Annotated in this window: 16 protein-coding genes and 1 other RNA gene; 11 read left to right on the top strand and 6 right to left on the bottom strand. The window is 63.6% G+C overall.

Translation table 11 applies throughout. The features are described from left to right. Positions 1-9: 9 nt before the first annotated feature. Both ettA and HNO79_RS02125 read left to right on the top strand, forming a co-directional pair. A complete protein-coding gene (gene ettA / locus HNO79_RS02130) occupies positions 10-1,689 on the top strand; it encodes an energy-dependent translational throttle protein EttA (RefSeq protein WP_010514164.1) in 1,680 nt (559 codons plus the stop codon). A gap of 73 nt (positions 1,690-1,762) precedes the next feature. Then, complete coding sequence (locus tag HNO79_RS02125) at positions 1,763-2,293, top strand: GNAT family N-acetyltransferase (RefSeq protein ID WP_048855502.1); 531 nt, start codon at positions 1,763-1,765, stop codon at positions 2,291-2,293. A 192-nt stretch (positions 2,294-2,485) separates the two neighbouring features. Here HNO79_RS02125 and HNO79_RS02120 read toward each other — a convergent pair whose 3' ends face one another. The 3 genes from HNO79_RS02120 to thyX all read right to left on the bottom strand — a co-directional run bounded on the left by HNO79_RS02120 (position 2,486) and on the right by thyX (position 5,231). Then, complete coding sequence (locus HNO79_RS02120; RefSeq protein ID WP_010514161.1) at positions 2,486-3,103, bottom strand: MlaC/ttg2D family ABC transporter substrate-binding protein; 618 nt, start codon at positions 3,101-3,103, stop codon at positions 2,486-2,488. 17 nt (positions 3,104-3,120) lie between these two features. After that, the gene (locus HNO79_RS02115) at positions 3,121-3,858 is read right to left on the bottom strand and encodes an MlaA family lipoprotein (RefSeq protein ID WP_025439676.1); all 738 of its coding nucleotides are present in this window, start codon (positions 3,856-3,858) and stop codon (positions 3,121-3,123) included. Positions 3,859-4,280: 422 nt separating this feature from the next. Further along, positions 4,281-5,231 (bottom strand): FAD-dependent thymidylate synthase, encoded by a 951-nt coding sequence (gene thyX, locus HNO79_RS02110; RefSeq protein WP_214165366.1) that lies wholly within the window; start codon positions 5,229-5,231, stop codon positions 4,281-4,283. A gap of 356 nt (positions 5,232-5,587) precedes the next feature. Here thyX and ssrA point away from each other — a divergent pair. The 4 genes from ssrA (at position 5,588) to HNO79_RS02090 (ending at position 8,905) form a co-directional block, all read left to right on the top strand. Continuing rightward, positions 5,588-5,910: a transfer-messenger RNA gene (gene ssrA / locus HNO79_RS02105) on the top strand. A gap of 195 nt (positions 5,911-6,105) precedes the next feature. Beyond that, on the top strand, positions 6,106-6,693 hold the full coding sequence (locus HNO79_RS02100) for an SspB family protein (RefSeq protein ID WP_200410277.1): 588 nt from the start codon (positions 6,106-6,108) through the stop codon (positions 6,691-6,693). Positions 6,694-6,796: 103 nt separating this feature from the next. After that, positions 6,797-8,449, top strand: a complete 1,653-nt coding sequence (locus tag HNO79_RS02095) for a fumarate hydratase (protein ID WP_214165365.1) — start codon at positions 6,797-6,799, stop codon at positions 8,447-8,449. Positions 8,450-8,512: 63 nt separating this feature from the next. After that, a complete protein-coding gene (locus tag HNO79_RS02090) occupies positions 8,513-8,905 on the top strand; it encodes a VOC family protein (RefSeq protein ID WP_039734479.1) in 393 nt (130 codons plus the stop codon). A gap of 275 nt (positions 8,906-9,180) precedes the next feature. Here the strand turns inward: HNO79_RS02090 and HNO79_RS02085 are convergent, their stop codons facing one another. Beyond that, on the bottom strand, positions 9,181-9,675 hold the full coding sequence (locus tag HNO79_RS02085) for a kinase inhibitor (protein ID WP_010514154.1): 495 nt from the start codon (positions 9,673-9,675) through the stop codon (positions 9,181-9,183). A gap of 71 nt (positions 9,676-9,746) precedes the next feature. Further along, positions 9,747-9,974, bottom strand: a complete 228-nt coding sequence (locus tag HNO79_RS02080) for a hypothetical protein (protein ID WP_039734481.1) — start codon at positions 9,972-9,974, stop codon at positions 9,747-9,749. Positions 9,975-10,174: 200 nt separating this feature from the next. Between HNO79_RS02080 and queA the strand changes: the two genes are divergently transcribed. Genes queA through HNO79_RS02055 form a run of 5 tightly spaced genes read left to right on the top strand, consistent with a single transcriptional unit; the run spans position 10,175 to position 14,604 of the window. Beyond that, a complete protein-coding gene (gene queA / locus HNO79_RS02075) occupies positions 10,175-11,233 on the top strand; it encodes a tRNA preQ1(34) S-adenosylmethionine ribosyltransferase-isomerase QueA (RefSeq protein ID WP_048855505.1) in 1,059 nt (352 codons plus the stop codon). Further along, positions 11,230-12,390, top strand: coding sequence for a tRNA guanosine(34) transglycosylase Tgt (gene tgt, locus HNO79_RS02070; RefSeq protein ID WP_010514151.1), 1,161 nt, complete (start codon positions 11,230-11,232; stop codon positions 12,388-12,390). The genes queA and tgt overlap by 4 nt, the downstream gene beginning before the upstream one ends. Continuing rightward, on the top strand, positions 12,390-13,466 hold the full coding sequence (queG, locus tag HNO79_RS02065) for a tRNA epoxyqueuosine(34) reductase QueG (protein WP_214165364.1): 1,077 nt from the start codon (positions 12,390-12,392) through the stop codon (positions 13,464-13,466). The genes tgt and queG overlap by 1 nt, the downstream gene beginning before the upstream one ends. 8 nt (positions 13,467-13,474) lie before the next feature. Then, positions 13,475-13,762: a ribbon-helix-helix domain-containing protein gene (locus tag HNO79_RS02060; protein WP_214165398.1), complete on the top strand. Its 288-nt coding sequence runs from the start codon at positions 13,475-13,477 to the stop codon at positions 13,760-13,762. Positions 13,763-13,788: 26 nt separating this feature from the next. Beyond that, a complete protein-coding gene (locus HNO79_RS02055) occupies positions 13,789-14,604 on the top strand; it encodes a TerB family tellurite resistance protein (RefSeq protein WP_048855507.1) in 816 nt (271 codons plus the stop codon). Positions 14,605-14,834: 230 nt separating this feature from the next. Here the strand turns inward: HNO79_RS02055 and HNO79_RS02050 are convergent, their stop codons facing one another. Beyond that, complete coding sequence (locus HNO79_RS02050; protein ID WP_214165363.1) at positions 14,835-16,112, bottom strand: Mrp/NBP35 family ATP-binding protein; 1,278 nt, start codon at positions 16,110-16,112, stop codon at positions 14,835-14,837. Positions 16,113-16,189: the final 77 nt, after the last annotated feature.

The raw sequence follows: 16,189 nt of genomic DNA, 5'->3' as shown, positions 1-16,189 counted from the left end.
CCGACCGTCATGGCCGCCACGCAATATGTCTATGTGATGAAGGACCTGACCAAGGCGTATCCGGGTGGGCGTGAAGTCTTCAAGGGGATTACGCTGTCCTTCCTGCCGGGCGTCAAGATTGGCGTGCTGGGCGTTAACGGCGCGGGTAAGTCCACGCTGCTCAAGATCATGGCGGGCGTCGAGAAGGAATTCGGTGGCGAGGCATGGGCCGCCGAAGGCGCACGCGTCGGCTATCTGGAGCAGGAGCCCAAGCTGGACGAAAGCCTGACGGTTGGCGAAAACGTGGCGCTGGGCTTCGGTGACCTGAAAAAGGCCGTGGACCGCTTCAACGAGATTTCGATGAAGTTCGCCGAACCCATGTCCGATGATGAAATGAACACCCTGCTGGCCGAACAGGCCGAACTGCAGGAAGTGATCGACGCGGGCGATGGCTGGGAACTGGACCGCAAGCTGGAAATCGCCCTCGAGGCGCTGCGCTGCCCGCCCGCCGACAGTCCGGTGGACAAGCTGTCGGGTGGTGAGCGCCGCCGCGTGGCGCTGTGCCGCCTGCTGCTGGAAAAGCCCGACCTGCTGCTGCTCGATGAGCCGACCAACCACCTTGACGCGGAAAGCGTGTCCTGGCTGGAAAAGACGCTGCGTGATTATGAAGGCACCGTGATGGTCATTACCCATGACCGGTACTTCCTCGACAATGTCACCAACTGGATCCTTGAACTCGAACGTGGCCGTGGCTATCCGTTCGAAGGCAACTACTCCTCGTGGCTGGAACAGAAGCGCAAGCGTCTGGCGCAGGAAGAAAAAGAGGAAAGCGCCCGCCAGCGCGCCCTTGCGGCCGAACAGGAGTGGATCGGTTCCTCCCCCAAGGCCCGTCAGGCCAAGAGCAAGTCCCGTATCGCGCGATATGAGGAAATGCTGGCACAGAACAACGAAAAGGGTGGTGGCGTTGCCGACATCATCATCCCGCCCGGACCCCGTCTTGGTGGCACGGTGATCGAGGCCGAGGACCTGCGCAAGGGCTTTGGCAACCGCCTGCTGATCGATGACCTTAGCTTCAAGCTGCCGCCCGGCGGCATCGTGGGCGTGATCGGGCCGAACGGCGCGGGCAAGTCCACCCTGTTCAAGATGATCATGGGGCAGGAGACACCCGATAGCGGCAAGCTGACCATCGGTGAGACCGTGAAGCTGGGCTATGTGGACCAGTCGCGCTTCAGTCTGGATGACAACAAAACCGTGTGGGAGGAAATCTCTGGCGGGACCGATGTCATCTACCTGGGCAAGCGGGCCGTGCCGTCGCGCGCCTATGTCGGTGCCTTCAACTTCAAGGGGCCGGACCAGCAGAAGAAGGTGGGCGTCCTGTCGGGTGGTGAGCGCAACCGTGTCCATCTTGCCAAGATGCTGCGGCAGGAAAGCAATGTCATCCTGCTCGATGAGCCGACCAACGACCTTGACGTTGATACCCTGCGCGCACTGGAAGAGGCCCTGGCCGAATTCGCGGGCTGTGCGGTCATCATCAGCCATGACCGCTGGTTCCTTGACCGTCTGGCGACCCATATCCTCGCCTTTGAGGGGGACAGCCACGTTGAGTGGTTCGAAGGGAACTTCCAGGCCTACGAGGAAGACAAGCGCCGCCGTCTTGGCCCCGATGCGACCGAGCCGAGCCGGATCAAGTACCGCCCCATCGAACGCTGATTCCATTTGCCATCCGCAATATTATCTGCGTCAATAACGGCAGGTCTTTGCACCTGCCGCGACGGAGGCAGTTATGGGATGTCGAAACAGCATACAGACAGCACGCCTGCAGCTTGATCCGGTCTCATGGGCCGATCTGGAAGATGTTGTCCGGCTCAAGGCCAGCGCCGGTGTGACTGGACGGCTGGCAGGCGGGATATGTAACCGTGTCCTGAGCGAGCAGGACATGATGACCGATCTCATGACATGGGGCCGTGAAGGGGTGGGCATGTTTGCCGTCCGCCAGCAGGGCCACTTTATCGGCCTTGCGGGCGTGCAGCCCTCCAGCACCGAACCTGAATGCCACGAACTGCAGTTTGCCATTCTGCCTCATGCCCGTGATACCGCCCTGTCGCGTGAAGCGACCAGCATGGCGCTGGCCTTTGCCCACGCAGGCGGGGTCGGGCGTGTCATTTCCTATGTCCGGGAAAACGATATCGTGGGCCGACAGGTTTTCGGTGGGGCCGGCATGAGCATCTGTGACGCGCGGCCTGCATCCTGTAGTGCGGATATCCTGCTGTATCACAGCATGCGTCCCGGCATGGGAACTGCCGGGATGCATTGAAAAAAGCCGGCCTCCGTGGGCCGGCTTTTTTCATGTCTCGTTGCATCTTGATAGGGAACATAAAAGGTTCTGGGGAAGCTTTTTCAAACAGCTTCGGAAGACGTCGCCTTCCTGAAAAAAGGCGACGCCCAAAACTTTTATCCTGCCCTCAGATCACGTTTCCATGATGCCCGCAGTGGAAGGCACCCCTGGTCAGTGATGGTTGGCGATCTGCTTGTCCAGCGCATGCAGCAGGGCATCCACGTTGCCACCATTGCGCGCGATGAAGGAACCATAGTCCTGCCGCTGCGTCAGGCGCAGGCTGGCGCCTTCGCCTACCACGTCGACGACCTTCGGGCTGCCGCTGGCGGTGCTGATGATCCACTGGGTATCGGCCCCCGGCTGGCCGGGGCGGTTGATGACGGTGGAAACCGCCGTGTCATCTCCCGATGGTGCGCTGGAACCAACCACGAAGGTTACGCCGCGATAATCCCCGATCTTGTCGGTAATGGCGTTGACCAGCACCTGATGGAACAGCTTGATGTAGCGTGCCTGCTGGTCTGGCGTGGCGGTGCGCCAGTAACGGCCCAGGCAGTAGCGTGCGATGGCGTCCACATCCACATACTGTTCCAGAAGCGGCAGGATATCCTGCTTTTTCCTGTCCAGTGGCGCACCGCTGTTGACGATGGCAACCAGCTTGCTGCCGAACATGGTGACGAAGGAACGGGCCTGCGCGCCGGCATCAACCGCCCATGCTGAAGCAACAGGCATGGCGGCGGCGGTCGCTGCCAGCAGAGCCAGTGCGTGGCGACGGGGGAAGGATGTCTGCATCGCTATGTCCCTTTTGGTTATCTGTTGTGGTACCAGTCGGGCACGGTGGCCCGATGGTCGTTCTTTATGTTTTCCGCCATGGCCTTGCGCTGCTGCTGGTAGGCGCTGCGGATGGTGGCGTAGGGATCAAGCGAATCCTTCATGACCTGATCAAGCGCATCAACATTGGTGGCCATGCCGTTGATGGTGCCCATGATGTTATAGGCCCAGTTGAAGGTTAGCAGCCCATAACCACGGGGCACATAGTTCCACGGTGACAGCCCGACGTCGATGCCATAGCCGACACCGTCACGGAACGAGGACGGACCCAGCACCGGCAGGAACAGGTAGGGACCGGATGGCACGCCCCACGTCGCCAGCGTCAGGCCGGCATCGTTGTCGTGGTGCTTGTAGCCGGCATAATTGGCGACATCGATCAGCCCACCAATGCCCACCGTCATGTTGATGCACCACCGCACGAAGGCGTCACCCGCACGGCGTGGCTTGCCTGCGCCCACGTCGTTAAAGAATACAACGGGTTCGTTCATGGTCTGGTACAGGCCGCCGATCGAATTGCGCAGCGGGCGCGGCACGGCCCAGATATACGCCTTTGCCACCGGGCGCAGGGTGTATTTGTTGGCCCACATGGTCAGGTCGAAATTCTTGCGGTTCAGCTTTTCGTACTTGTCGTTGGCTTCCTTGTATTCAGCCAGTGCGTCCGGGTCCTTGGGCGGCGGCGTCGCGCATGAGGCAAGCCCGAGCAGTCCAAGTGCCATCCCCGCGACGCGAAGCGTCGAGCGACGCGGGGACGGGAACGGGCGGGACGACCAAGAATTCGATCCTGTCTCTGCGCGCATACTCGTTTCCGCTTCCCTCTGTATTCGCTTGCCCCCCATGCTGGCATGGCGGGATGGCCCAATGCGTTTGCAAGAATCCCGAACCGGGCAATGACGCCCCTTTCTTGCGTCACTCTCTAGCATGGGATTGCTGTTGTGCAATCCGCTTGCCACGGGATGAGGGCATATTGTGTCTGCCCTGCATGGGACACATGGGACAAAGCCAGCCCTGAACCGGCCATATGAAAGGGGATGCTGGCAGAATTGCCGCGCTGAGTGTGACGTAAAATCCACAATGTCTTCAACGTCAGGACACAGGCGCGGTGGCACCGTATCACGATTTGTTGACTGTCGCGCCGAGGTCAGCGCACCAGCTTCGGCGCGATTTCGGGGAACATCTCCGCCAGTTCACGGATCTCGCGCTTCGACAGGCCGACCTGCGCCGGATCGACCTGCTGGCCCCCCATGGCCGCACGCAGCACCTTCAGCGCCGGACCGGACAGCAGGACCGCGTCGCGCATGTAATCGGTAAAGGCCTCGAATGTCAGCGGCGCCCATTTCTGCACGATCTGCAGGATGGCGTCGGCATAGGCGCGGATTTCGTACTGCGCGTGGCTGTCCGCGCGCAGGCGCAGGAAGTGCAGCAGGTTCCACAGGTTAATCTGCCAGTAGAACTGGGTCATGATGTTGACCGGCAGGTTCATGCGCGCCAGTTCGCGCGCGATGGCCGGACGGTCGGGATCGCGCTTTTCGCCGTTTTCGTCCTCGTTGAGCAGGTCAAGATAATGATCGTAGCAGCGTGATGCGTCATCGCGCAGGATATCAAGGACCTGCTGCGCCTGCTCGGGCGGCAGGGTGTCGGCGCGGCCCTGTTTGTTGTTCGTGGACTGGGCGGCGATGTCCTCGGGGCGGGGGAAGTAGAATTCCTTCTCCAGCACCGAATAGCGGGCCGAATATTCGTTGATGCTGGCGGTGCGGTGACGGAACCACTGCCGGGTGACGAAAATGGGTGCGCGCACATGCAGTTTCAGCACCGCAAGTTCGAACGGGCTGGTGTGGCGGTGCCGCATGAGGTAGCGGATCAGCCCCCGGTCGTCGGACGTGCTGCGCGTGCCTTTGCCGTAGGATACGCGCGCGCCCTGCACGATGCCGCTGTCGCCGCCCATGTAGTCCACCGCGCGGACAAAGCCCGTTTCCAGTACCGGAATGGGGGAATACAGCACGTCTTCCACCGCGGGCACGACAAGGCGGCGGGTCTGCGCCCATCCGGCGCGGGCTGCATCGATTGCCGATTTCTGCTCAGTGGAAAACATGTGCCGTCCCGTCCCGTCTGTATCGATCATAGCATGAGGACGCGGGGCATATCATATGGGTCATTGCACATAAAGACGCTGGCCCACCCCATCAGCCCGCGTGGCCTGATCTGCTCATGTCACTGTGGGCTGTCTTTGCGGCTGCATCATGGCGCGGGCCGGATGCGGCAAGACCATTGGCGGCAATGAAAAAAATACGGCCCGCTGAGCGTTCGGCGTCCATGCAGCCGGGCCACGGGACCAGGATATTTTTTCTGCATCCGGTCGGATGGGTCGGTGCCGTGGATACAAAAAAATATCAGTCCGGTGGCAGGCGGCGGAAATTCCGTCGGAGGCGTCCATGGCTCACCGCGTGGCCTCTTGTCAGATGCACGGCCAGTCCCTATATCCGAAAGTGCCGGAGGGGCTTGCCCCTTGGCTATGGCGATAAACGGCGCGTGGAATAAGTGTTGTGGACCCGGGGGCGGTACCCGGCGTCTCCACCAATTTTCTCCCTCCGGGGGGAACATGGGGACGAAACAGGCTCGACACGCATGGTAAAGACCCGCCTTTTGCCCGGCATTGTACCACCGTTATCGGGCTAAATTACAAGTGCCAATGATAACACTGAGGTGCTCGCTGTCGCTGCATAAGCGATAAGCGCGGTTCGGGAGGGCACCGGGCAACAGAAGCCCTCCCACCTTTTCTTCCGTTCATGTTACATTGATGGCGCGGTATCCGCTTCGTGAAGGGATGCCCGACCCCAGCGGCTTGCCATGCCCTGAAGTTTGACGCACAGCTTGAAGCTGTGGCACGGCGTGGCCCGAACCCGCATGTCTGCAAAAATCCGGTCCGGCGGGGAAACCGTCCGGGCGGATGTACGGAGAAGTCCGAAATGTCCGATGATCATGACGAGGAAAACGGTTTTGATGCCGCCATTCCCGACAGCCTCATGCCCTATGATTCCTGGATCGAGGATGCCTACCGCCAGGTCATGCTGCGCGCGCTGGATTACGCCGCGGGAAATGGCCTGCCGGGTGATCATCATTTCTACCTGACATTCCGGACTGACTGGCCGGGTGTGGAAATGCCCGACCGCCTGCGCGCCCAGTACCCGCATGAAATCACCATTGTCCTTCAGCACCAGTTCTGGGACCTGAAGGTTGACCGCGTGCACCAGATCATATCGGTCGGGCTGTCGTTCGGGGGGATTCCCTCCACGCTGGTGATTCCGGTGGCGGCCGTATCCGCCTTTGCCGACCCGCATATCCGCCTGGCCCTGCGTTTTACCGTTCCCGAACAGCCGCCGGTGGCGACCGATGCACCCAACGTGGTGCCGGTGCAGCCCGCCGCAGCAGCGGACACGGTGGAAAAGGCCGGGACGGCCGCCGAACCGGCCGGAAAGGATGCGGAGAAGGACGAGGGCTCGCAGGTTGTCAGTCTCGCCGCCTTCCGCAAGCGGGGACCGGGGGGACCGGGCTGAGCCACATCTTCCATCCGGGCGCGCCGGATGCGCCGGGCGCGCCCTGAACCTGAACGCCGCCACCCGGAACCAATCCGGGGGAGAAAAGGCAGGAGACCGTCCGTTGAATGTATCCGCACCCACGCGCAAGCCATTTGTCTATGGCCCGCTTTTCCCGCTGCATGATGATGACACACCGTGGAAGAAACTGGAGATCGAGGGGATAACCACCTCGGTCCTCGGTGGCCGCACGGTGGTCCATGTCCGGCCTGAAGCCCTGACCGCGCTGGCCGCCCGGGCCTTCAATGACGTGGCGCACCTGCTGCGCCCCGGGCACCTGGCGCAGCTTGCCAAAATCCTGAAGGATCCCGAAGCGTCGGAAAACGACCGCTTCGTGGCGCTGGACCTGCTCAAGAACGCCTGTATCGCGGCCGGTGGCGTGCTGCCCATGTGTCAGGATACCGGCACCGCCATCGTGTATGGCAAGAAGGGCCAGCGCGTGTGGGTGGATGGCAATGAGGAAGAGGCCTTCTCCCGCGGGGTATACGATACCTATACCGGCACGTCGCTGCGCTATTCCCAGATGGCGCCGGTCTCGATGTTCGAGGAAGTAAACACCGGCACCAACCTGCCGGTGCAGTTCCATATCTCGGCAACGCCAGGTGATTACCATGCCGAGCAGATGGACCTCATGTTCATCGCCAAGGGCGGCGGGTCGGCCAACAAGACGTTCCTGTTTCAGGAGACCCGCGCCCTGCTGTCCAGTAAGGAACACCTGCTGAAATGGCTGGACGGCAAGATCCGCACGCTGGGCACCTCGGCCTGCCCGCCGTACCACCTTGCCGTGGTGATTGGCGGCATGTCGGCTGAACAGAACCTTGAGACCGTGAAGCTGGCCTCCACCCGCTGGCTGGACAGCCTGCCGACCGAAGGCAGCACGCATGGCCATGCCTTCCGCGATCTGGAGATGGAAGAGGAAATCCACAAACTGACCCAGCGCCTGGGCATTGGCGCGCAGTTTGGCGGCAAGTATTTCTGCCATGACGTGCGCGTGGTGCGCCTGCCGCGCCATGGCGCGTCGCTGCCGGTGGGCATTGGCGTGTCATGCTCGGCGGATCGTCAGGTCAAGGCGCGGATCACGGCCGATGGCGTCTTTCTGGAACAGCTTGAGACCGATCCCGCCCGTTTCCTGCCCGAAACCACGGATGACGATCTGGATGGGGAGGCGGTGCAGATCGACCTGAACCAGCCGATGGACGAGATCCGCCGCAAACTGTCGCAGTATCCCGTGCGCACCCGCCTGTCGCTGACCGGCACGATGGTGGTGGCGCGTGACATTGCCCATGCCAAGTTCCGCGAACGGCTGGAAAAGGGTGAGGGCCTGCCCCAGTACCTCAAGGATCATCCCGTCTATTATGCAGGCCCGGCCAAGACGCCCGAAGGCATGCCCACCGGTTCGTTCGGGCCCACCACGGCGGGGCGCATGGACAGCTATGTGGCCATGCTGCAGAAGGCTGGCGGCTCGTATGTCATGTTGGCCAAGGGCAACCGTTCGAAGGCCGTGCGCGACGCGTGCAAGGAATATGGTGGCTTCTACCTCGGGTCCGTCGGTGGCCCGGCCGCCCGTCTGGCGCAGGACTGCATCCGCAAGGTCGAGGTGCTGGAATATCCCGAACTGGGCATGGAAGCAGTGTGGAAGATCGAGGTCGAGAATTTTCCGGCCTTTATCGTAATCGACGACAAGGGTAATGATTTTTATGATGGCCTGACCGGCTGAACGTATCCCTGCGGTGCGTCCGGCCCGCCTGTCGGGCCGGACAACCGGAGGTTAGTGAGCGCCATGCGTTTTACCGTCGATCGTCTTGACCACCTTGTGGTGAGTGTCCGTGACCTGGAGGTCTCGGCCTCGTGGTACCAGCGCGTGCTGGGCATGGAGCGGGAGGAATACGGGCGCAACAACCGTACGGCCCTGAAATTCGGCGGTCAGAAGATCAACCTGCGCCCCCATGGCGCGGAAGGCTGGACCACGGCGGAAGACGCGCTGCCTGGTACCAACGACCTATGTTTCACCACCGCCCTGAACAGTGTCGATGTCATTGAACATCTGGAAAAATGCGGCGTGCACGTGACCGAGGGACCGGTAGCCCGTCTGGGTGCGCTGGGACCGGTGACCTCTGTCTATTGTAACGATCCCGATGGCAACCTGATCGAAATTGCATCCTATCAGGGCTAGGGCCGCATGGCGGCTGGTCTGTGACCGCGCCGCCTGCATCCGCGCCGGCGACCCGATCGGTAGTTGGCCAGATGTCGGCCCAACCGGCCGCTGGTGCGCACGCCGGGCATGAACAGGGCATGGTCGTGCCCATGCAGGCGGGAGGCGCACCAATGTCCTGATCAGGTCGGACTGGCTGGCCGGATCAGGGTGCTGGTGGCACGCGCCCCCCATGCGGGGCAATCATGAACGCGTGCCTTTCCTGCTGCCGCGCATTCACGCGCGGCGCGGAATCATTATTTCGGCTGCTTGCCGAACACGGCGGTCAGTTTGGCTGAACCGAGGCTGTGCTGGTTGATGACAAACCCGACCATGGCGCCCGATGCATCATTGGGCAGTTCGATACGTTCGATGTCGAGTGCATGGATGGTGAAAATGTAATGGTGATCCGGTCCCGGCGGGGGAGCGGCGCCGCCATAGACATTGCCGCCGAAATCGGTACGCGTCATTTCCGCCGGTTCGGGCAGGCTGTTGTCGCCCGACCCGGCCCCCGCGGGCAGCGAGGACACGCTGGCGGGGATATTGATGACAACCCAGTGCCACCAGCCCGAACCCGTGGGCGCATCGGGGTCGTACATGGTGATGGCGAAGCTCTTGGTGCCGGCAGGCGGATCCTGCCATGCCAGCGGCGGCGAGATGTTGCCACCGGAATAGCCCATCCCGTCGAATACCTGTGCCGCGGGCAGGCGGTCGCCATCGCGGAAGGAGCGGCTTGTCAGTGTAAAGGTCATGTCGGTTTCCTGCTTTCCGCGCGGCGGGCCGCGCGGATCGGGGTCAACGTAGGCCGGGTATCGGGTGAAGTTTACCAGTTCTGGCTGATCAGCCAGAATTCTTCCGATGTCAGGGTAATAACCTGATCGCCGTTCTTGCTTTCGGCGGCGGCACGGGCCAGCGCCTCGATGCGCTGGATCATCAGTGTCTTGCGCTGGTAGGTTTCGTTGCGGTCCTTTTCCTCGACCGATTCCAGTACCTGCAGCGCGGTGTGGCAGGCGCGGGTAATGCGGGCGGCATCAAGCTGGGCATAGGACATGGGGCTTCATTCTCCATCTGTTTACTGGTCCGGCCGGGACCGGGCACGGGAATTCCCATGCGGGAATCGCTGTCTCATTCTGGCTTCCCCGGCTGCGTCTGTCCAACACCGGCATGCATGGGGCATATGACCGGGCGCTTTGTTGCGAAGGTGACAGTTCGGGCTGGCAAGTATGGTGCGGATTCCGTAAAGGGGGCCGCATGACGGACCTGGTTTCTGATTTCGACTTCACGCTTCCGCCCGGAAACATTGCCGACCATCCCGCCCGCCCGCGTGACAGCGCGCGACTGCTGGACGTGCCGGTGGATGGCCCCTTCAGGGACCGCCATGTGCGCGACCTGCCGGGCTGCCTGCGCGCGGGTGACATCCTGGTGGCAAATGACACGGCGGTGATCCCGGCACAGCTGTCGGCCATGCGGGGGGATGCGAAAATCGGCATCACGCTGGACCGTATCCTGCCCGATGGCACATGGCACGTGCTGGCGCGCAACGCCCGCCGCCTGCGTCCCGGCGATACGCTGACCTTCGGCGCGTCCCCCGTCACGGCGCAGGTGGTGTCGCGCGGGGAGGGCGGTGACGTGACGCTGCGCTTCAGCGCGGAAGGGGCGGCGTTCGACCAGTTCCTGCATGATGTGGGCCATCTGGCGCTGCCACCCTATATCGCCCGGCCCGAAGGCCCCACGGACGAGGACCGCAAGGACTACAGCACCATATTCGCACAGCACCGTGGCGCGGTGGCGGCCCCCACGGCGGGGCTGCATTTCACGCCCGGTCTGCTGGCGGGGCTGGATGCGGCGGGCGTGATCCGCCAGACGCTGACGCTGCATGTGGGGGCGGGTACGTTCCTGCCCATGCGCAGCGAACAGATTTCCGCCCACCGCATGCATGCCGAACGCGGCACGATTTCCCCCCATGCCGCAGCCCGCATCAACGCAGCCCGCGCGGCGGGCGGACGGATCGTGGCGGTTGGCACCACCTCGCTGCGGCTTCTGGAAAGTGCGACGGATGAAAACGGCATCGTCCATCCTTTCCATGGGGAGACCGCCATCTTCATCCGCCCTGGCTACCGCTTCCGCGCGGTGGACATGCTGCTGACCAATTTCCACCTGCCGCGTTCGACGCTGTTCATGCTGGTCTGCGCCTTTGGTGGCTATCACCGCATGAAGGCTGCGTACGCCCATGCCATCGCCAGCGGCTACCGCTTCTATTCCTATGGCGATGCCTGCCTGCTGCACCGCACCGAAGGAGACCTGCCATGACCACATTCCGCTGGCGGCCCGAAGCCCGCGCGGGCCACGCCCGTGCCGGCTGGCTGGACACCGCCCATGGCAGTGTGCCCACGCCCACCTTCATGCCGGTTGGCACCGTCGGCACCGTCAAGGCCATGACGATGGACAGCGTGCGGTCCACGGGGGCGGGCATCGTGCTGGGCAATACCTATCACCTCATGCTGCGGCCCGGGGCCGAACGGGTGCGTGAACTGGGCGGGCTGCACCGGTTCATGGACTGGCCGGGGCCGATCCTGACCGATTCGGGCGGGTTTCAGGTCATGTCGCTGGGGCCGCTGCGCAAGCTGGATCAGGACGGGGTGACGTTCCGTTCGCATATTGACGGGTCAAAGCACCGGCTGACGCCGGAACGCTCGACCGACATCCAGCACGCGCTCGATGCCACCATCACCATGTGCTTTGACGAATGTCCCGCGCTGCCCGCCGCCCCCGAGGTAATCGCAAAATCCATGCGCATGTCCATGCGCTGGGCCGAGCGGTGCCGCACCGCGTTCATCCAGCGTCCCGGCTACGCACAGTACGGCATCATCCAGGGCGGGACCGAGCCGGAACTGCGGGCCGAAAGCGTCAGGGCGCTGACGGGAATCGGGTTTGAAGGATACGCCATTGGTGGCCTTGCGGTGGGGGAGGGGCAGGAACTGATGTTCTCGACCCTTGAATCCACCGTGCCGCTGATCCCCGATGCCAGCCCGCGCTACCTCATGGGTGTGGGCACGCCCGATGACCTGCTCGGTTCCGTGGAACGGGGCGTGGACATGTTCGACTGCGTCATGCCCACGCGCGCGGGACGTACGGCGCGCGCCTATACCGAACGCGGCACGCTGAACCTGCGCAACGCACGGCATGCCACCGATTCGCGGCCCATTTCGCCGCATTGTGACTGTCTGGCCTGTTCGCGGCATAGCCGCGCCTACCTGCATCACCTGTTCCGGGCCAATGAAATCCTCGGGCCGATGCTGCTGACATGGCATAACCTTGCCTATTACCAGCGTCTGATGCGCGGCATGCGGGCGGCGATTGTCGATGGCGCGTTTGGCGCCCATGCCGACCACCTGCGCGCGCAGTGGGCGATGGATGACTGGAGTGGTGATGAAATGCCCTTTCCCGACATCCCCCCGGTGGCCTGATGGCTGGCGCGTCATCCGGCCCTGATCCCGTGCGGATGGCGGCGCGGATTGCCGACCATGCGCGCGATCTGGGGTTTGACGCGGTGGGGTTCGCGCCAGCCCGGCTGGATGATGCGGCGCGTGCGCGTCTGGCCATGTTCGTGGAAAACGGATTCGCGGGCAGCATGGGCTGGATGGCGCAGCGGATGGAACAGCGTGGCGACCCGCGCATGCTGTGGCCCGAAGTGCGCAGCGTCATCGCCCTTGGCCTGAATTACGCGCCCGAAGGGGACGCGCTGGCTACGACCCGTATGCCGGATGCAGGCAATATCTCCGTCTATGCCCGTAACCGGGACTATCATGACGTGGTCAAGGGCATGCTCAAGCACCTTGCCCAGTTCGTGGTGAACGAGGGGCGGCGGCAGGGCATGGACGGCACGCAGGTGAAGGTCTTTGTCGATACCGCCCCGGTCATGGAAAAACCGCTGGCGCAGAACGCGGGCCTTGGCTGGCAGGGCAAGCACACCAGCCTTGTCTCGCGCCGTCATGGCAGCTGGCTGTTTCTGGGCGAGGTCTATACCACGCTGGACCTGCCGCAATCGGCCCCTTCGGGCGGGGGGTGCGGCAGTTGCACGCGCTGCCTGGTGGCATGCCCGACGGATGCGTTTCCGGCCCCCGGCGTAATGGATGCGCGACGGTGCATTTCCTATCTTACCATTGAAAACCGCGACCCGATTCCCGAGGCTCTGCGCCCCGCCATGGGCAACCGCATTTACGGATGTGATGACTGTCTGGCCGTGTGTCCGTGGAACCGCTTCGCCACGGCCACGCATCACATGAAGCTGGCCGCGCGCGATGATTTGCGCGCACCGGCGCTGCGGGAACTTGCCACGCTGGATGATGCGGGCTTCCGCGCGCGGTTTTCGGGTTCCCCAGTCAAGCGGATTGGCCGGGGCCGCTTCGTGCGCAATGTGGCAGTGGCCATCGGCAATAGCGGGCAGGCCGCCCTGCGCCCCAGTGTTGCGGCATTATGCGCGGATCCCGACCCGGTAGTGGCGGATGCCGCGCGCTGGGCCACGCTGAGGCTGCCGCAGTGACGGATCACATGGGCATGCCGCTGCCTGCGCAACGCGCCGCGCGCCTGTTGCGCAAGCGGAGCATCAACCTGTCGGGGCACCGTACCAGCGTGGCGCTGGAGCCGGAGTTCTGGCACGCCCTGCACCTGATCGCGCAGAAGCGCGGCCTGACCCTTGCCGCCCTGGTGGGCCGGATTGACGCGGGGCGCCCGCCGGACCGCCCGCTGGCGTCCGCGCTACGGGTGGAGGCATTGCGGGAATGGATGCCTGCATTGCCGGAAATTGCTGGTACGGACAGGGAAGATCAGTTGGGTTGACCGGGCATCCGTGCTAGCCTTGGGGCATGGCAATCTGGGGAAAACTTTTTGGTGGCGTTGCGGGGTTCGCGGTTGGCGGCCCCATGGGCGCTGTCGTCGGCACGGCGTTGGGCCATGCGGCGGATAACGGTTCCCTGCTGGAAACCCCGGTGGGGGGATGGACCGACCGCTGGGGTCCCCGGCTGAACGCGGACCCGAACGGGGCCGCGACCTTCATGGCGGCCAAGATGGCGGCGGTAATGGGCAAGCGTGACCAGATGTATGGTCTGGTCATCATCATCCTGTCCGCCAAGATGGCGAAGTGCGACGGGCCGGTGAACCGGGCCGAAATCGATGCCTTCAAGCGCCGTTTCCACCTGCCACCCGAAAACATGAAGGAAGTCGGCCGTCTGTTCGACAGCGCGCGCCAGCGCACGGATGACTACCGCGCCTTCGCCACCGAACTGGGCCGTGCCTTTGCCAACAAGACCGGCATGCTGGAAGAGGCGCTGGCATCCCTGTTCGTGATCGCGCGCGCGGATGGGGAGGTCAATACGCGTGAGGAAGCCTTCCTGCGCGGGGTGCACAAGGCGTTCGGTCTCAGCCCCGGCGCATGGGACCGCGCGCGCGACGGCGGTGCGCGTCCGGGCGTGAGCGAGGTCGATGCCTATGCCGTGCTTGGCGTTTCCCGCGATGCCAGCGATGAAGAAGTGCGCGTGGTCTGGCGCAGGCTGGTGCGCGAACATCATCCCGATATCATGACCGCGCGTGGCGCAACCCCCGCACAGCAGGCACAGGGGGCTGCCCGTATTGCCCAGATCAATGCGGCATGGGACCGGATCAAGCGCGACCGCAGGCTGTAAAAACCTGCCTGCGGATCATCCTGGAAATCAGAAGTTCTGGTGAAGATTTTTTAAAAAGCTGCGGGAGACGCCGCCTTTTTGAAAAAAGGCGGTACCCGGAAAACCTTTGTTATTTGATCAATCACGGTGACTCATGCAGCGCACCCGGCCCGATCATGGATCAGGCCAACGGGGGTGGGGCGACTGAAAAAAGAGACTGTCGCCCTATGTCGTAACACGCACTACCCCGATCAGCGCGCGGCTTTTTCCTTCTGTTCCAGCAGTCGGCGCAGTGCGCCCCCGACCGTGTGGGCCAGGGCGCGATAGGCCTGTCCCGCCGGGCTGTCCGGCGCAGCGATGACGATTGGCGCGCCATTGTCCGCGCTGGCGCGGATATCGGCCAGCAGCGGGATTTCCCCCAGGAACGGCACGCCCATTTTTTCCGCTTCCGCCCGTGCGCCGCCATGGCCGAACAGGTCGGTGCGGTGGTTGCAGTTGGGACAGCAGAAATAGGACATGTTTTCCACAACCCCCAGCACCGGCACGTTCATCTTCTCGAACATGGCCACGCCGCGCCGGGCGTCCAGCAGGGCGATGTCCTGCGGGGTGGAGACGATCACGGCGCCAGCCAGCGCGGTTTTCTGCGCCAGTGTCAGCTGCGCATCCCCCGTGCCGGGCGGCATGTCCACCACCAACACGTCCAGCGCGCCCCATTCCACATCACCCAGCAACTGCCCGATCGCGCCCATGACCATCGGCCCGCGCCAGATCATGGCCTTGCTTTCATCCACCAGCATGCCGATCGACATGGCGCTGATGCCCCATTTGTGCGGCGGGATCAGCCGGCCATCGCGGACTTCGGGCTGGTCGCCAACACCCATCATGCGCGGCAGGGAAGGGCCATGCACGTCCGCATCCAGCAGGCCGACCTTCAGTCCCTCCAGCCCCAGCCCGACGGCAAGGTTGACGGCCGTGGTGGACTTGCCCACGCCACCCTTGCCCGATGCCACGGCAATGACCACGCCCACGCCCGGCGGCAGCGGGCCGGTGGCCGGACGGGACGCCCTGTCCCCCCCAAGGTTGAGGGGGCGGTGCCCCCCGCCTGCGGGGGCGGGCTGTGGCGCGGGCGGTGCCGATACCGGGCGGTGTGCAGTCAGGATGACGCTGGCCCCCGTGCAGCCGGGAACTGCCGAGACCAGGGCACGTTCGAGTTCAGGCAGCAGTGGCTGCAATGATCCCGCCCGCGTGCGGTCGGTCGCGATGGCGACATGCAGGACACCATCACGCATCATGAAGGCGTCCAGACTGCCCATATCCGCAACACTGGTGGCATGATCCGCGGTGCGCACGCGGTGCAGCACGGTCTCGATGGTTGTCCGGTCGGGACTGGTCATGGTTGTGCGCTCCCTGCTGGCGGCTGTGTGACCCGTGCGGGTATAGAAGGGGCAGCCCGTGATGGTCGAGTCATGAAACGGTGGGCGGCCTCTGTCCGCACTGCATCCGCGTGCCATGTCCGGCATGCGTGGCATCCCTGTCATGGCGGGAATGGCACGCGGCGCGGTTTGCTGCTTTACGCTCGCTGCGCCATGATGGTTGCAGCCATCTT

It is taken from the genome of Komagataeibacter oboediens, from assembly GCF_018491655.1.
Taxonomy (GTDB): domain Bacteria; phylum Pseudomonadota; class Alphaproteobacteria; order Acetobacterales; family Acetobacteraceae; genus Komagataeibacter; species Komagataeibacter oboediens.
The sequence above is the reverse complement of the archived record's forward strand: the minus strand, read 5'-3'. Positions and strand labels throughout refer to the sequence as shown.

What these genes read in the sequence shown, in the direction of transcription:
- ettA (WP_010514164.1), top strand. Translation starts at nt 10, where the DNA reads ATGGCCGCCACGCAATATGTCTATGTGATGAAGGACCTGACCAAGGCG.
- HNO79_RS02125 (WP_048855502.1), top strand. Translation starts at nt 1,763, where the DNA reads ATGGGATGTCGAAACAGCATACAGACAGCACGCCTGCAGCTTGATCCG.
- HNO79_RS02120 (WP_010514161.1), bottom strand. Translation starts at nt 3,103, where the DNA reads ATGCAGACATCCTTCCCCCGTCGCCACGCACTGGCTCTGCTGGCAGCG.
- HNO79_RS02115 (WP_025439676.1), bottom strand. Translation starts at nt 3,858, where the DNA reads ATGGCACTTGGACTGCTCGGGCTTGCCTCATGCGCGACGCCGCCGCCC.
- thyX (WP_214165366.1), bottom strand. Translation starts at nt 5,231, where the DNA reads ATGTTTTCCACTGAGCAGAAATCGGCAATCGATGCAGCCCGCGCCGGA.
- HNO79_RS02100 (WP_200410277.1), top strand. Translation starts at nt 6,106, where the DNA reads ATGTCCGATGATCATGACGAGGAAAACGGTTTTGATGCCGCCATTCCC.
- HNO79_RS02090 (WP_039734479.1), top strand. Translation starts at nt 8,513, where the DNA reads ATGCGTTTTACCGTCGATCGTCTTGACCACCTTGTGGTGAGTGTCCGT.
- HNO79_RS02085 (WP_010514154.1), bottom strand. Translation starts at nt 9,675, where the DNA reads ATGACCTTTACACTGACAAGCCGCTCCTTCCGCGATGGCGACCGCCTG.
- HNO79_RS02080 (WP_039734481.1), bottom strand. Translation starts at nt 9,974, where the DNA reads ATGTCCTATGCCCAGCTTGATGCCGCCCGCATTACCCGCGCCTGCCAC.
- queA (WP_048855505.1), top strand. Translation starts at nt 10,175, where the DNA reads ATGACGGACCTGGTTTCTGATTTCGACTTCACGCTTCCGCCCGGAAAC.
- tgt (WP_010514151.1), top strand. Translation starts at nt 11,230, where the DNA reads ATGACCACATTCCGCTGGCGGCCCGAAGCCCGCGCGGGCCACGCCCGT.
- queG (WP_214165364.1), top strand. Translation starts at nt 12,390, where the DNA reads ATGGCTGGCGCGTCATCCGGCCCTGATCCCGTGCGGATGGCGGCGCGG.
- HNO79_RS02060 (WP_214165398.1), top strand. Translation starts at nt 13,475, where the DNA reads ATGGGCATGCCGCTGCCTGCGCAACGCGCCGCGCGCCTGTTGCGCAAG.
- HNO79_RS02055 (WP_048855507.1), top strand. Translation starts at nt 13,789, where the DNA reads ATGGCAATCTGGGGAAAACTTTTTGGTGGCGTTGCGGGGTTCGCGGTT.
- HNO79_RS02050 (WP_214165363.1), bottom strand. Translation starts at nt 16,112, where the DNA reads ATGCCACGCATGCCGGACATGGCACGCGGATGCAGTGCGGACAGAGGC.